The 13,278-nt window shown below is 54.5% G+C and carries 14 protein-coding genes; 6 read left to right on the forward strand and 8 right to left on the reverse strand.

Annotated elements, in window-relative coordinates; genetic code table 11:
• Positions 1-63 precede the first annotated feature (63 nt).
• The 7 genes from VLV32_07560 to argH all read right to left on the reverse strand — a co-directional run bounded on the left by VLV32_07560 (position 64) and on the right by argH (position 5,964).
• A complete protein-coding gene (locus tag VLV32_07560) occupies positions 64-504 on the reverse strand; it encodes a hypothetical protein (protein HUL41746.1) in 441 nt (146 codons plus the stop codon).
• A 2-nt stretch (positions 505-506) separates the two neighbouring features.
• Positions 507-1,046: a DUF924 family protein gene (locus tag VLV32_07565; GenBank protein HUL41747.1), complete on the reverse strand. Its 540-nt coding sequence runs from the start codon at positions 1,044-1,046 to the stop codon at positions 507-509.
• Between the two features lie 9 nt (positions 1,047-1,055).
• The gene (locus VLV32_07570) at positions 1,056-2,162 is read right to left on the reverse strand and encodes an enolase C-terminal domain-like protein (protein ID HUL41748.1); all 1,107 of its coding nucleotides are present in this window, start codon (positions 2,160-2,162) and stop codon (positions 1,056-1,058) included.
• Positions 2,163-2,392: 230 nt separating this feature from the next.
• The gene (locus tag VLV32_07575; protein HUL41749.1) at positions 2,393-2,908 is read right to left on the reverse strand and encodes a hypothetical protein; all 516 of its coding nucleotides are present in this window, start codon (positions 2,906-2,908) and stop codon (positions 2,393-2,395) included.
• A gap of 468 nt (positions 2,909-3,376) precedes the next feature.
• On the reverse strand, positions 3,377-3,892 hold the full coding sequence (locus VLV32_07580) for a hypothetical protein (GenBank protein ID HUL41750.1): 516 nt from the start codon (positions 3,890-3,892) through the stop codon (positions 3,377-3,379).
• A gap of 83 nt (positions 3,893-3,975) precedes the next feature.
• Positions 3,976-4,572: a hypothetical protein gene (locus VLV32_07585; GenBank protein HUL41751.1), complete on the reverse strand. Its 597-nt coding sequence runs from the start codon at positions 4,570-4,572 to the stop codon at positions 3,976-3,978.
• On the reverse strand, positions 4,573-5,964 hold the full coding sequence (gene argH / locus VLV32_07590; protein ID HUL41752.1) for an argininosuccinate lyase: 1,392 nt from the start codon (positions 5,962-5,964) through the stop codon (positions 4,573-4,575).
• 73 nt (positions 5,965-6,037) lie between these two features.
• Here argH and VLV32_07595 point away from each other — a divergent pair, with 73 nt between their 5' ends.
• From VLV32_07595 to VLV32_07620, 6 genes are all read left to right on the forward strand, one after another.
• On the forward strand, positions 6,038-7,051 hold the full coding sequence (locus tag VLV32_07595) for a histidine kinase (GenBank protein ID HUL41753.1): 1,014 nt from the start codon (positions 6,038-6,040) through the stop codon (positions 7,049-7,051).
• A complete protein-coding gene (locus tag VLV32_07600) occupies positions 7,048-7,803 on the forward strand; it encodes a LytTR family DNA-binding domain-containing protein (protein ID HUL41754.1) in 756 nt (251 codons plus the stop codon). The genes VLV32_07595 and VLV32_07600 overlap by 4 nt, the downstream gene beginning before the upstream one ends.
• 107 nt (positions 7,804-7,910) lie before the next feature.
• Complete coding sequence (hemC, locus tag VLV32_07605) at positions 7,911-8,867, forward strand: hydroxymethylbilane synthase (protein ID HUL41755.1); 957 nt, start codon at positions 7,911-7,913, stop codon at positions 8,865-8,867.
• Positions 8,864-9,676 carry a uroporphyrinogen-III synthase gene (locus VLV32_07610; protein HUL41756.1) on the forward strand — a complete coding sequence of 271 codons (813 nt, stop codon included), beginning with the start codon at positions 8,864-8,866 and terminating at the stop codon, positions 9,674-9,676. The genes hemC and VLV32_07610 overlap by 4 nt, the downstream gene beginning before the upstream one ends.
• Positions 9,677-9,682: 6 nt before the next feature.
• Positions 9,683-10,717 carry a uroporphyrinogen-III C-methyltransferase gene (locus VLV32_07615; protein ID HUL41757.1) on the forward strand — a complete coding sequence of 345 codons (1,035 nt, stop codon included), beginning with the start codon at positions 9,683-9,685 and terminating at the stop codon, positions 10,715-10,717.
• On the forward strand, positions 10,714-11,934 hold the full coding sequence (locus VLV32_07620) for a heme biosynthesis HemY N-terminal domain-containing protein (GenBank protein ID HUL41758.1): 1,221 nt from the start codon (positions 10,714-10,716) through the stop codon (positions 11,932-11,934). Before VLV32_07615 ends, VLV32_07620 begins: the two co-directional genes overlap by 4 nt.
• A 34-nt stretch (positions 11,935-11,968) precedes the next feature.
• On the opposite strand, the gene VLV32_07625 is transcribed toward VLV32_07620, so the two are convergent.
• Positions 11,969-12,997, reverse strand: a complete 1,029-nt coding sequence (locus VLV32_07625) for a CDP-6-deoxy-delta-3,4-glucoseen reductase (GenBank protein HUL41759.1) — start codon at positions 12,995-12,997, stop codon at positions 11,969-11,971.
• Between the last annotated feature and the right edge of the window lie 281 nt (positions 12,998-13,278).

Here is a 13,278-nt window from a genome sequence, read left to right on the forward strand (position 1 = left end):
AAGAGAGAAACGCGCGATACGTCTTAAGAGTTTCATGAGGGCCACGCGTATTCTTTGCCGGCGTCAGGTCGCACGTTCAATGAGCGCCAAGGCGATAAGCCAAATTAAAATTGGTATGAAAACTGCGGCGGCAAACATACAGACGGCAAGAATTTTCAGAATTTTCCCCCGAACGACTGCCGCCTCTCCGCGCACAATGACGATGTCGCGGATGACCGGCTGCGCAGGTGGTGGATATTGCTGAGCGCGGCTTACCTTTGCGCCAAGCATCAAAAAGTACGCACCGAAGACGAGTAACGGCGCTGACAAAACACAGCCGGATGCGACCATTACAATGATAATGCGGTCGATGACTTTGTCAGGTTCCGAAAGAATCCATCCTTGCAGCGCGGGGCGATAACTTTCAAAACCGAAAATAATTGCGGCTCCCACAATCGTGCCTATGATCACCAGGAGCAAAGCCCGCCGGCGAGCGTTTGGATCGGCTTTCTGGATATCGCTCATAACTAAAACGAAGAGCCCGCGTCTTTCAGGAAATTTAATTCTTCTTCGGTGGATTGCCGGCCCAGGACTTTATTACGGTGCGGAAAACGGCCAAACCTGTCAATAATGGCTTTGTGTTGGATTTCAAACTTTAGGTTGGATTCCAAACCAGATTCCTTGAACAGTTCCAAGGCGGCTTCATGAATTGCAGGCGATTCGCTATGCATAAAAGGCATGTAAAGGAATGCCTTTTGACTTGGGTTCAGAGTTTGATTTGCTTTTGCAGTAATTGCTTCCTGCGCCAAAGCAAGCGCCAAGGGATCGTATGCAAACGACATCGGAGAGCTGCGAAATATATTGCGGGAAAACTGATCCAGCACGATGATTTCAGCGAGCCTGCCCAAGGGAAGATCCCTCCAAGTATAAAGCTCGCATCTTGCCGCCGCCTTATGCAACTCCAGAAACCTGTCAGCTATCAACAGATCAAAATCCCTGTTTTTCTTCCACCAAAATTTCGGCTCAATTTCCTTAAACCAGAAATCTATGATTGCTTTGTAGTGCATATCATAAAATCAGACATCAAGACCGTAACGCGACACCGCATCCTCGTTCCAATCTAAACCGTTGCCAGGAACATTGCGGATATGAATATGTCCGTCCGCCACTTTGAATGGTTCGGCGAGAATTGGATGCGCCCAGTCCTGCCACTCCAGCCAATGAGCCGTCGCTGTGACGCGCATGAGGTGACTTGAAATTTCCGGGTAAAGGTGAGTCGACATTTCTATTCCAGCAGCGTCTGCAATCGCAGCGGCGCGTAGCCAGCCGGTTACCCCGCCAATGCGCATGAGATCCGGCATCACGTAATCGCACGCGCCCGCGGCGATTGCCTGATACATTGCTCGCGGGCCGTAAAAGTTCTCGCCTATCTGGATTGGGGTCGCGGTCTCACGGGCAATCTTGGCATTGCCGTCTAGGTCATCATAGGCGATGGGTTCTTCAATCCAATAGACATCCTCAGAATCGAGCGCTCGGCAGCGTCGCATCGCTTCTCCCAGGCTGAGTCCTTGATTAAAATCGCAGACCAAGATCACGTCATTGCCAACAGCTTTGCGAACATTGCGCAGGGCGGCAATATCTTGGGCTAGCGTTTCTCGCCCAACCCGGACCTTCAGCGCTTTGAAATCACCTTCTGCCAATAGCTCGAGAGCTTCAGCGGCGACTCTGTCCGGGGACATCAAACCGAGACCATTGCTGTTGTAAGCCTTCACTGGCTCGATGGTTCCGCCGAGTAATGTAACCAACGGGACACCGGCCGCCTTGGCGAGGACATCCCAGCATGCCATATCAAAACCCGCGACGGCCATCATCGAAACTCCTTGATAACCGACCAGCCTCAGAGACGCGCGCGCCTTCTGGTAGGTTTGGAAGGGAGCCACCTCCTGGCCCCTCATAAGCTTTGCAATGTCGTATAAAGTTGGAGTGATGTAGGCGACGGATTGCCTGATGTACGGAGCGAGATAGCCGTGGCCGGTTACCCCCTCGTCGGTATAGAGGTCGATGAGGATCAGCGGCCACTCCGCGAACTCGCCGACCTTGGTTGCGACAGGCCGCCCAAGGGGCACAACCACTGCGCGCGCACGGAGGTCTCGAATTGTTAACTTCTCTTTGCTTGCAACCATGGAGCTGCCTCGCTTGTAATAACAATTAGGAACAGAGGCAAAATATTTTTTTGGACATCGGCAATTGACGGAAACCACGGTCATTTCCCCACCAAAATTTCGGCTCAATTTCCTTAACCCAAAAATAAACGATTGCTCCGTAATGCATATTGATGGCATTTAACATTTGAGCTCTCAGGCCCGCTACTTGTAACCCATCCGTACGCGACGGGTTAAACCTAATGGAGCAATTATGTAACGCCATAAATCTTAACCAATTCTGATTGAATCGATTGCAACACACCAACGATTGTTGCGGGAGACAGAGCAACACCAGAAATGTGTACCCACTTCAGGAATGCCACCAGATCACCATCAATCGCAGTGTTGAATGCGGTGTCCAATTCTGTATTTGAAATTGGCCGTCCAGTTTCTCTGTTCGTAACATGACCGATAAACACGTTGCGCACCTTTTTAATATTGCAACGAGTCAACTTTTTTTGGATTTCTCGGGACGGTTGCTTGAAGCCGTTAGGTATTAACCAGCCATACCTATCGTAAAACTCCAAGAATTTGCTCAGGGCCAGAATGAGGTTGGAGACGAACATTCTTCGGACGGCCTTTTCTGTTTCAGGGTGAACAGGCGCGGTCTTTGAGATATCAGTGAATAAGTCGTAAAGCTTATAAGCGGCAATTAAGTCATGGACCAGATATTCAAGTACAGCGCATGCGTCTTTGACATCTTCAGACCGAATTACATGAGACATGCTGGATTCTAACGCGAAATAGTCCGCCGAAAGATTGCCTTATATGTCTACGCGTTGCAAATATCTTAAACATTTGAACCGAGTGCCGGAATAATCCTTGGCAGTTTGGATACTTGGTATCCCCTGTGAGCCGCCAAGTGACCAAGCCAAAGCGGGGGAAGTGAAGCGCGCACTGTATAAGCGCGGAACGCGCGAGTTGCGCAGCGCCCGGTTTGGCTGAGGAACGCGGGGGTAATCGGCGAACCAGGGTCGCGTTTTCTTTGGTGACTTTCTTTTGGCGATATAAAAGAAAGCTACCAACTGCCGGTCTGCCACCGGCGAATTGGAATTTGCCATTCATCCTTTGGCAGGCTCAGGATAGGCCACACCCTCTCCCTCATTGGAGAGGCATAGGTTGAGTAGCGGTTGCGAACTCGGGTTGCGCCTACCATGTCGCGGCTGCCGGCGCGTCATCGGGCTATATGACAATCAAGCGGGCACTTTGTAAACGATGTCGTTTTCGCGCGCGTGATCGATTACTTTAAGGCCGAAATCATCTCCCGGTCTGCATTCGGACACGGATTCGTGTTCGATCTGCATGGACTCGACCTTCTGCCGGAAATCGGTGGTGTGGCCGGTGACATGGATCATGTCGCCCACACAAAGAGTGCCCGAATCCAGCCGCACTACTGCGACCGACAAGTGGCTGTAGTAATGGGTCACGGTCCCGACGCGCTGCTCACCTGGAATGGGAGCGGGCACTCCTGCCGGGGCCTGGGGCGCAAGCGCCGGCCGGGCCTTTGGGGCCAGGCGCGTAGCGGGCTTCTTCTTCGGTGCCGCACGCCTTGCCGCCGGCTTTTTCCTGGGGGCCGCACGCCTTGCCGCCGGCTTTTTCCTTGCAGCCTTTTTAGCGGCCTTTCTTACAACCTTTTTCCGGGAAACAGGTTTTCTCGCCAGCGCCTTTTTGCGCTTTGCCTTTGTTTTCGCTTTCTTTCTGGTAGCCATGGTACCCTCCGTTCAGACCCCTAGTTAGACGTCAATTAGAGGACGCTAATAATCCTAATCGTCCAAGCCGAACATAGCAATCGTCATCCGAAAAACTTCAGAAGCAGCAAATGCGTGGGAAGATAAATAAGCAAGGGGAAGCCGGCCATCAGCAGGCCCAGATAGACGAGTGGCGAGACGAGTTTTTGCGGCTTGTTTCCGAACCCGAACACCCAGTTCACATTTTCCGCAGGGTTTGTGAGCCAGTAGCTTGCGGGAAGCACCACCCAGGCAAGGGAAGTTTGTGCGATCAAGGCCTTTGGCTCGTAACCGAGCCGGGCGACCATCCACACCAGCAAAACCGGGAGGAACACATGGAACAACGAGAGCGCCCTGAGATAGAGCGGCATTTGCGAGTCGAACATGTAGTCGGAGAGCCCGGTTACGCGCTTGCCAGTTAGGAGCTGTCCGAAGTAACTTAGGTTCCAAAGCGCCTCCGGGAGCAGCACCCCAACCGTCATCATGCTTGCCAATAAAGGGCTTTCGATCCAGAGGGCCGCAACCGTGACCAGCAATGCGATGTCGGAAAACCAAAGCAGATTGCCCGGGCTGTACTTAATCAAGTAAACGGCCATCGTTACTGCGACGTAAAGCGTGTAGACAAGCTTAATCCAGAGCGGAATCACAAGCGGTCCCCGCATCTACTGCTTGCGGGCGCGCGCAATAGCGGCTTTAACCTGCGTGGGAGCGGTGCCGCCAACGTGGCTGCGGCTTTTGAGCGATCCTTCCAGGCTGAGAATCGGATAAACGTCATTGCCGACAAGCTTGGAAAACCTTTTAAGATCAATGAGCTTGAGCTGGCTCAATTCGCAACCGCGTTTGGCGGCGTGGCGCACCGCCTTCGCCACCGCTAAATGCGCGTCGCGAAAGGGGAGCCCTTTCCGCACCAGATAATCGGCAAAATCGGTTGCCGTGGCGTGGCCTTGAGATGCGATCCTCCTCATTGCCTCGCGGTTGACCCTGATTCCGGGCAGCATCACGGCGAAAATCGCCAAACTGTTCCTAACCGTGTCTACCGTATCGAACAGCGGCTCCTTGTCTTCCTGGTTGTCCTTGTTATACGCGAGCGGTTGCGCTTTCATCAACGTGAGCAGCGCCACCAGATGCCCATTGACTCTGCCGGTTTTACCGCGCAGGAGCTCGGCCACGTCGGGATTCTTTTTCTGCGGCATGATGGATGATCCTGTACAGAAGCGATCGGCGATCTCCACGAAGCCGAATCCCGGGCTCATCCACAATATCAGCTCTTCGGCAAAACGCGAAAGATGCATCATGATGAGCGCCGCGCAAGCGGTAAACTCAATCGCAAAATCGCGATCCGAAACTGCATCTAGCGAGTTTTCGCAAACTCCGTCGAATTCCAGTTCCTTTGCTACGCGCATGCGGTCTATTGGGTAACCCGTGCCGGCAAGAGCCGCGCTTCCCAACGGCAGCTGATTCAACCGTTTCCGACAATCGCCCAGCCGTTCACAATCGCGCTTCAACATTTCGTAATAGGCCAGCAAGTGATGTCCAAAAGTTACCGGCTGCGCGACTTGCAAATGCGTAAACCCCGGCATTACGGTTGCAGGGTGCTTTTCTGCAAGGTCGACCAATGCGCGCTGCGCCGCCTGGATGAGATTCGATATGTCATCAATTGCCTCGCGCAAATACAGCCGCACATCGGTTGCGACCTGGTCGTTTCTTGAGCGCGCAGTATGCAGCCGCTTGCCGGCATCGCCGATTAAGGCGATGAGGCGGCTTTCGATGTTCATGTGTACGTCTTCCAGCTCCAGGCGCCAGGGAAATTTGTTTGAGGCTATTTCGTCGGCTATTTGCCGCAAGCCTTTTTCGATTGCCGCGAGGTCCTGTGCGCTCAAGACGCCGATAGCCCTCAGCATGCGCGCGTGTGCAACCGACGCACGGATGTCGTATGGTGCAAGCCGTTTGTCGAAATCGACAGAGGCGGTATAGCGTTTTGTCAATTCCGCTACCGGCTCACTGAATCGTCCTGACCGGGTTGTTGAACTCCCGGGCTTGATCTTTTTTGCCATGGATGCCAGCTTGTCAAAAACAGTGCTGTGTGTAACGCTTAGCGCCAGAAATCGATAATGGATGCTACAAAAAGTGGCAAGTATAAATCAAAATGCATATCCAGGCGCTTTGCCGAACTTCCGCAACCTGGGCATTCTGCTGCGGATTTTACTGTTGGTAAATGCTGTGTGCCTGATTGCCGCCGTTGTAAAAAGCACCTCGCTAGAACAAACATTACAGGAATTCACCGCCATAGCAGCACTGGCGGAGCCGATATTGATACTAAGCCTCCTGGTACTGATGGTGGGCGGTCCTTGGCTTAGCAAGCTGCCGTTTTATCGGGGAGCAGGTATTGTGCTGGTGCTGGAACTATGCATAACCACATTGGTGTACCGATTGGGCGGGAATTTTTTCGGGGGCGGGATCGCTCCACTGGAGCGTCTATGGTTCTTCACGCTGCTGATGACAGCGGCGCTGATCGTCTATTTCAACATGCTAAGCCGTCTCCTTTCGCCGGCGCTTGCCGAATCCCGTTTGCAGGCATTGCAGGCGCGCATCCGGCCCCATTTTCTGTTCAACAGCATCAATGCTGTGTTGAGCCTGATTCGAAGCGATACCAAGCGCGCCGAGGTTGCGCTTGAGGATCTCTGCGATTTATTCAGAGTCCTGATGGCGGACAATCGTCAACTCTCGACCTTGGAGCAGGAAGTGGATCTGTGCCGGCGCTATCTGAGTCTCGAGCAGTTGCGTCTCGGCGAGCGGTTGCAGGTCGAGTGGCATATTGATAACATGCCGCGCGATGCCCAGATTCCGCCGCTGGTGCTCCAGCCGCTCTTGGAAAATGCCGTGTATCACGGCATCGAACCGCGAACAGAGCCCGGCGTTATCAACATTAATATATTTCTCCGGAATGACCAGGTGCAAATCGTGCTGCGCAATCCCTACCAACGCGAGGGTACTCATCACGCCGGCAATAAAATGGCGATGGAAAATATCCGCGAGCGCTTGAGCCTGCATTTTGACGTGGAAGCAAGGCTGACTGCCGGGCTGCGGGGGAATTTGTACCAGGTGCAGATCGTCATGCCTTATTTGCGTTCGGAAAAATGACCGGCCCCTTGCGCATCATAATCGCTGACGACGAAACGCCGGCGCGCAACCGGCTGAGAGAGCTGCTGGCCGATTGCGCACCCGCCGTTCCGCACGAGTTGGTCGGGGAAGCCGCAAACGGGCGCGAAGCGGTAGAACTTATGTCGCGAGTGCCCGCGGATCTGCTGTTGCTCGATATCCGCATGCCGGAAATGGACGGCATCGAAGTAGCCCGCCATTTGCTGAGCCTGCCGCAAATGCCTGCTGTCATATTTACCACGGCATATGATCTTTACGCGATTCAGGCTTTTGAAGTGAATGCGGTCGATTATCTGTTGAAACCGGTGCGCAGCGAGCGCCTGCTGGCTGCTTTGCAAAAAGCCAGCCAAATGCGGCCTCCCGGGCAGGAACAATTGCAAAAACTCGCACGCCGGCCACGCACCTGTCTAAGCGTGCAAGAGCGCGGCAAAATCGTCCTCATTCCAATCGGCGAGATCATATTTCTAAAGGCCGAACAAAAATACGTAACGATACGAACCAATGAACGCGAGTACCTTCTTGAAGAATCGTTAACCAACCTGGAGCAAGAATTTGTTGCTAACTTTATACGCATCCACCGCAATTGCCTGGTCGCCAAGAACAGCATTACCGGTTTTGAAAAGGTTGCGGAGGATGGTGGCGACTCGCACTGGGAGGTGGTGCTCAAGGGTGTGCAGGAAAAACTGCCGGTCAGCCGCCGCCAGCAATTCATAGTAAAAGAATTCGCGAAGTAAACGGGGTTGGTCAAGTCCATGCGCTGCCAAGCTCTGGCGCGCGTCATGCTAAAATATGATCGCGAAAAACAGCAGTCTGTTATACGCGCGATCGGCCGGAATACATTTTGAGCAATTCATCGCTTAGCGCAACGCCTGCCAGAATTGTCATCGCTTCGCGCGAGAGCGCGCTCGCACTGTGGCAGGCGCGCTTCATTCAGCACAGACTCAACGCGTTGCACCCGCAGCTTCCCATCAGTATTTCCGGCATGACGAGCCTGGGCGACCGTTTGTCCGATGTTCCTCTCGCCAAAATCGGCGGCAAGGCGCTTTTCGTCAAAGAATTGGAAGAAGCGTTGCAGCAGGGAGCCGCAGACATCGCAGTGCACTCGATGAAAGACGTGCCCATGCGGTTGCCGCCCGGTTTTACCGTGGCGGCGATTACCGAGCGCGAGGATGCGCGCGATGCGTTTGTATCAAACAGCTTTCCGGACCTGGACGCGTTGCCCGAAGGTAGCGTCGTGGGAACATCCAGCCTGCGCCGGGAGAGCCAGCTGCGCGCGCGCTATCCGCACCTCAAGGTGAACTCATTGCGCGGCAACGTCGAGACTCGGCTAAAAAAGCTCGACCAGGGCCAATATGCGGCAATTATCCTAGCGGTCGCCGGATTAAAAAGATTGGGTCTGGAAGGACGCGTGACGGCGTTGTTGACTCTGGACCAAAGCCTGCCTGCGGCCGGTCAAGGCGCGCTGGGAATTGAATGTTTGAGCAAGCGCGAAGACCTTGTGCGGCTGTTGCAGCCGTTGAACCACCATCAAACCTATGTGTGCGTGGTTGCGGAACGAGCGATGAGCAGAATACTTGGCGGCAGTTGCCAGGTGCCGCTCGGGGCGTATGCCCAGCTGCAAGGCCGCGAAATATATTTGCGCGGCTTTATCGGTACGCCCGACGGCAGTCACGTGGTAAGCGCTGAAGTACGAGGTGAAGCGAGTAAAGCGGAGACAGTGGGCGAGGTATTGGCAAAAGCGCTGCGCACCAAAGGTGCAGACAAAATACTCGCGCAACTGGAAGGGCAAGGCACATGATGACTACCGGACCCAGCGCCCCGTCAGCGGCACACCGGCAGGCGTTAACCGGCCGCAATATCGTAGTAACGCGTCCAGAGAAACAGGCCAAAGAACTTGCTGAATTAATCCGGGCCGAAGGAGGCCGCGCGATTCTGTTTCCGGCGGTGGAAATTATTGGCGCCGCGGATCTGCGACCGCTGCGCGATTCAATAGACCGCCTCGAGCAATTCGACATGGCCATATTCGTTAGCGCCAACGCTGTGACCAATGCGATGAGCGCGATCGTCAAACGCCGCACTTTGCCCGAAACGCTGCGAATTGCCGCGATCGGCGCCGCAAGCCGAAATGCATTGCTGCGCTACGGCGTCAAACAAGTGATTCACCCTACTTCGCGCTATGATAGTGAAGCGCTGCTTGATTTGCCGGAGTTGCGCGACGTTGTAGACAAGAACATCGTAATATTCCGCGGCCAGGGCGGGCGCGAATTGCTGGGCGAAATTCTTAGAAAGCGCGGCGCGAGAATCGAGTATGTGGAATGCTACCAGCGGGTGAAACCCAGTGGCGATCCGACGCTGCTAAAGCGGCTGTGGGCGAATAACGAGTTGCACGCAGTCACGGTAACCAGCAGCGAAGGACTGCGCAATTTATTCGAGATGATGGACGCAACGGGTAAGCAAATGCTCAGAGAAATCCCGCTGTTCGTGCCGCATCAGCGCATTGCAGAGGAGGCCCGGAAGCTGGGGCTCGCCGCTGCAGTGGTAACTGACGCGAGTGACGCCGGTCTTGTTAGGGGATTGATTGAATGGTTTTGGAGTAAAACAGGGTAATTAGCCATGACCGATAATTCGCAAACGGATATTCCGGCTGCTCCTGCAAAGTCAGAGAAAAAGCTCAATTTGGCACTCTTGACCTCGCTCGCCGTGGCGGCTCTCTTGGCGTGGCAATGGTTTGACACCCGCGACCAGATTTCAAAATTGCAGCAGGAGTCCGCAAAGCAGCTGGCCGACACCGTTGGCATCATCAAAGACAACCGCGCCATCGTCAAGGACAACCAGGACGCATTGCGCGAAATGCAGGTAAAGCTGGGTTTGTTGGAGAATAAACTCGTAGCATCGCAAAACCAGCAGGTTGCACTGCAAAGCCTGTATCAGCAGCTGTCTCGAAACAGCGACGAATGGGCATTTGCGGAAGTGGAGCAAATGCTGAATATTGCCAGCCAGCAATTACAACTGGCGGGCAATGTTAAAAGTGCGCTGGCCGCCCTGCAAATGGCGGACGCCCGCCTGCAACGCATCGACCGGCCGGAGCTTATTCCGCTGCGCAAGATCATCAACACCGACATCGAGCTCCTTAAGGCAGTGCCCAACGTGGATGCCGTGGCAATAAGTGCGCGCCTTGACCACCTGATATACAGCGTGGACAGCATGCCGCTGGCAATGGATATACGCCCGCAAGCAAAACCATCCGCGGTGGGACCGGAAACTGCGCAAAACGCGTGGCTCAAATTCGCGCGCGAAATCTGGCAGGACATGAAACAGATGGTGCGCATTCAAAATACCGCAGAGCAGGAAATACCATTGCTGACGCCGGATCAGTCGTTTTTCCTGCGCCAGAATCTCAAGCTGCGCCTGTTAAGCGCGAGAGTCGCTTTGCTACTTCACGATGAGACCAGCTTCAAGTCCGACATTGATGCGGCGCAGAAATGGATTTCGCGTTATTTCGACAAGAATTCAGACGCGACTAAGGCCGCAATGGCCAGCCTCAACCAGTTGCAGGAAACCAGCGTTAGCATTGAGATTCCCAATATCTCGGCAAGCTTGGAAGCGGCGCGCAGCTTCACGCTGCATACCGAGAAGGCAGTGCAGTGAAGTTCTTGATCTGGATAGTACTGATCTTTGCCTTGGCCGTGGCTTTGACCGTGACCATCGGCTACGGCAATGGCTATGTGCTGCTGGTCTACTCTACTTATCGCGTCGAACTGTCGCTCAAGCTGGCGCTGCTATTATTGGTTGGCGCGTTTATTATTGCTTACGCACTGATTCGTCTGCTGGCGCAAACGCTGCGCATGCCGGCGCACGTGCGCGAGTACCGTGTGCGCCGACGCCGCGAAAAAGCTCGCGGCAGATTCAATGAAAGCTTGCGCATGTTTTTTGAGGGGCGTTATGCGAAGGCGGAAAAAGCTGCAGCAGCCGCTAACGAAATGGGGGAATCCCCGGCGCTGACTTCGCTGCTGGCGGCCCGCTCGGCGCACGCGCTGAAAGCGTTCGATAAGCGAGACACCTACCTGGACGAGGCCGAAAAGCAAGCGCCCGAGGAAAAAACAGCGCGGATGATGACGCAGGCTGAACTGCTGGTCGACGAACATCGCTACCAGGATGCGCTCGGCGTGCTGGCTGCTTTGAATGAAAGTGGCGGCACAAAGCATGTCGCTGCGCTGCGCTTGGAACTCGAGGCGCAGCAGCGCGTAAAAAACTGGGATCAAGTGCTGAACCTGGTCGGTCAGCTGGAAAAGCGTGGATTCTTCGACGTTGGTCAGGCGCAACAATTACGGTTGTATGCGACGCAGGAAAATCTCAAGCGGCATGCGAACGACATCGCAGAGCTCCAGGAATGCTGGCGCAGAATACCTGCGTCGGACAAGAAACTCGGCGGAGTTGCGGCTGCCGCCGCACGCTCTTTTATTGCCCTAGGTGCCTGCAGCATCGCGCAGGATATCATCGAGAGAAGCTTGGACTCGCAATGGGACAGCGATCTGGTGTACTTGTACTCAGAATGCCTTGGACAGGATACCTTGAAGCAGATTGAACGTGCCGAGACGCGGTTATTTGACCATCCCAATGACGCCCACCTGCTGTTAACGTTGGGCAGACTGTGCGCGTATCAGGAACTTTGGGGCAAGGCGCAAAGCTATCTGGAGGCCAGCATCGGAGTAGAGCCAACCGTCACGGCCCACCGGGAGCTCGCGATGCTGCACGAAAAAATCGGGCAAAACGAGGAAGCCGAAGCCCAATATCGGAAGAGCCTTGATCTGGCTGTGCGCCAGCTGCGGGATATTTCCGGCGGCAGGCGCAGGACGGTCCTTTAATTTTTTGAGACGGCGCCCGGATTCCACGGTACATCTAGGACGACTTGGGATCATTGGAGAAAGTAAACGAGTCGGAATAGAATTCCTCCAGCGTGAGATTGCGCATGGCAGTAAAGTCGCGGCGCGCGGCTTCCACCATGACCGGTGCGCCGCATGCATAAACCTGATAGGCACTCAAATCGCCAAAATCCTCCATTACCGCCTGATGCACCAGTCCGCTGCGCCCCTGCCAGCGGTCTTCCGATGGCGTTTCCGAGAGTACCGGAGTAAATCTAAAATTTTCGTGTTCCCGCTGCCATTGCTGCGGTAAGTGCAGCATGTATAGATCGGTCAGCTTGCGCGCGCCCCAATACAAGATCATCTCACGATGACTTTTCTTGTACAAGGCGTGCTCGATGATGCTCTTAATGGGAGCGAATCCGGTTCCGCTCGCGACAAAAATTATTGGTTTGTCTGAATCCTCGCGCAGAAAAAAGGTGCCTAGCGGGCCTTCGAAGCGCAAGATATCCCGCTCTTTCATTTTGCTGAACACGTAATCGGTGAACGCACCCCCCACGATATTGCGCACGTGCAGTTGCAGACACTCGTCGTCATGCGGTGGATTTGCCATTGAAAAACTCCGGCGCTTGCCTTCCTTCATGAGAATGTCAATGTACTGCCCGGCGAGGAACTGCAAGCGTTCGTTGGAGGGAAGCTTGAGGTAAAGCACCATTACGTCGTCCGCGGGCCGCTCCATTTTTTGCACCCGGCATGGCAGCCTCCTTATCTGTATGTCCTTGACCGCATTGATTTCGCGCGCTTCAATAACCAAATCGGTTTGCGGTTTGGCTTGGCAGAAGAGTGCCATGCCCGCGCGTTTTTCAGCCGCGCTAAGCGCGCTGTCCTGATAGACGCCGTAATCCACCTCGCCCTCGAGAATTCTGCCTTTGCATGAGCCACAGGCGCCGTTGCGGCAGCCGTACGGCAGGCCAAAACTTTGACGCAGCGCCGCTTCGAGTACGCTTTCATCGGGCTCTACCGCAAATACATGGTTGCTGGGTTTAATAGTGACTTGAAATGACATACAAATAACACTTAAGAGCCTCTAACATAATGAGACGGATTTGCGTTGCCGGCCAAAAAGCGATGAATGCGCGACGCGAGGCGCAACTCGGTCGGGACATCGAGTAAGCCGAGCAACAAAGCAGGCGCGCTTTTTGGTCGCAACCCGCGGGGACGGCGCGGATTTCGGCGCACGCCTTTGTCACTCGCCCGCTTATTGGAGAATAACCCAACGGCGCGGCTCGCTTCGCGGCCTGCATCCGAAACCGACGCCGTCGCACTATTCGTTTCATTATGTTAGAG

It is taken from the genome of Burkholderiales bacterium (genome assembly GCA_035518095.1).
In the GTDB taxonomy this organism is placed as follows: domain Bacteria; phylum Pseudomonadota; class Gammaproteobacteria; order Burkholderiales; family JAHFRG01; genus JAHFRG01.

What these genes read in the sequence shown, in the direction of transcription:
- VLV32_07560 (HUL41746.1), bottom strand. Translation starts at nt 504, where the DNA reads ATGAGCGATATCCAGAAAGCCGATCCAAACGCTCGCCGGCGGGCTTTG.
- VLV32_07615 (HUL41757.1), top strand. Translation starts at nt 9,683, where the DNA reads ATGACCGATAATTCGCAAACGGATATTCCGGCTGCTCCTGCAAAGTCA.
- VLV32_07570 (HUL41748.1), bottom strand. Translation starts at nt 2,162, where the DNA reads ATGGTTGCAAGCAAAGAGAAGTTAACAATTCGAGACCTCCGTGCGCGC.
- VLV32_07600 (HUL41754.1), top strand. Translation starts at nt 7,048, where the DNA reads ATGACCGGCCCCTTGCGCATCATAATCGCTGACGACGAAACGCCGGCG.
- VLV32_07610 (HUL41756.1), top strand. Translation starts at nt 8,864, where the DNA reads ATGATGACTACCGGACCCAGCGCCCCGTCAGCGGCACACCGGCAGGCG.
- argH (HUL41752.1), bottom strand. Translation starts at nt 5,964, where the DNA reads ATGGCAAAAAAGATCAAGCCCGGGAGTTCAACAACCCGGTCAGGACGA.
- VLV32_07580 (HUL41750.1), bottom strand. Translation starts at nt 3,892, where the DNA reads ATGGCTACCAGAAAGAAAGCGAAAACAAAGGCAAAGCGCAAAAAGGCG.
- VLV32_07585 (HUL41751.1), bottom strand. Translation starts at nt 4,572, where the DNA reads ATGCGGGGACCGCTTGTGATTCCGCTCTGGATTAAGCTTGTCTACACG.
- VLV32_07565 (HUL41747.1), bottom strand. Translation starts at nt 1,046, where the DNA reads ATGCACTACAAAGCAATCATAGATTTCTGGTTTAAGGAAATTGAGCCG.
- VLV32_07625 (HUL41759.1), bottom strand. Translation starts at nt 12,997, where the DNA reads ATGTCATTTCAAGTCACTATTAAACCCAGCAACCATGTATTTGCGGTA.
- VLV32_07575 (HUL41749.1), bottom strand. Translation starts at nt 2,908, where the DNA reads ATGTCTCATGTAATTCGGTCTGAAGATGTCAAAGACGCATGCGCTGTA.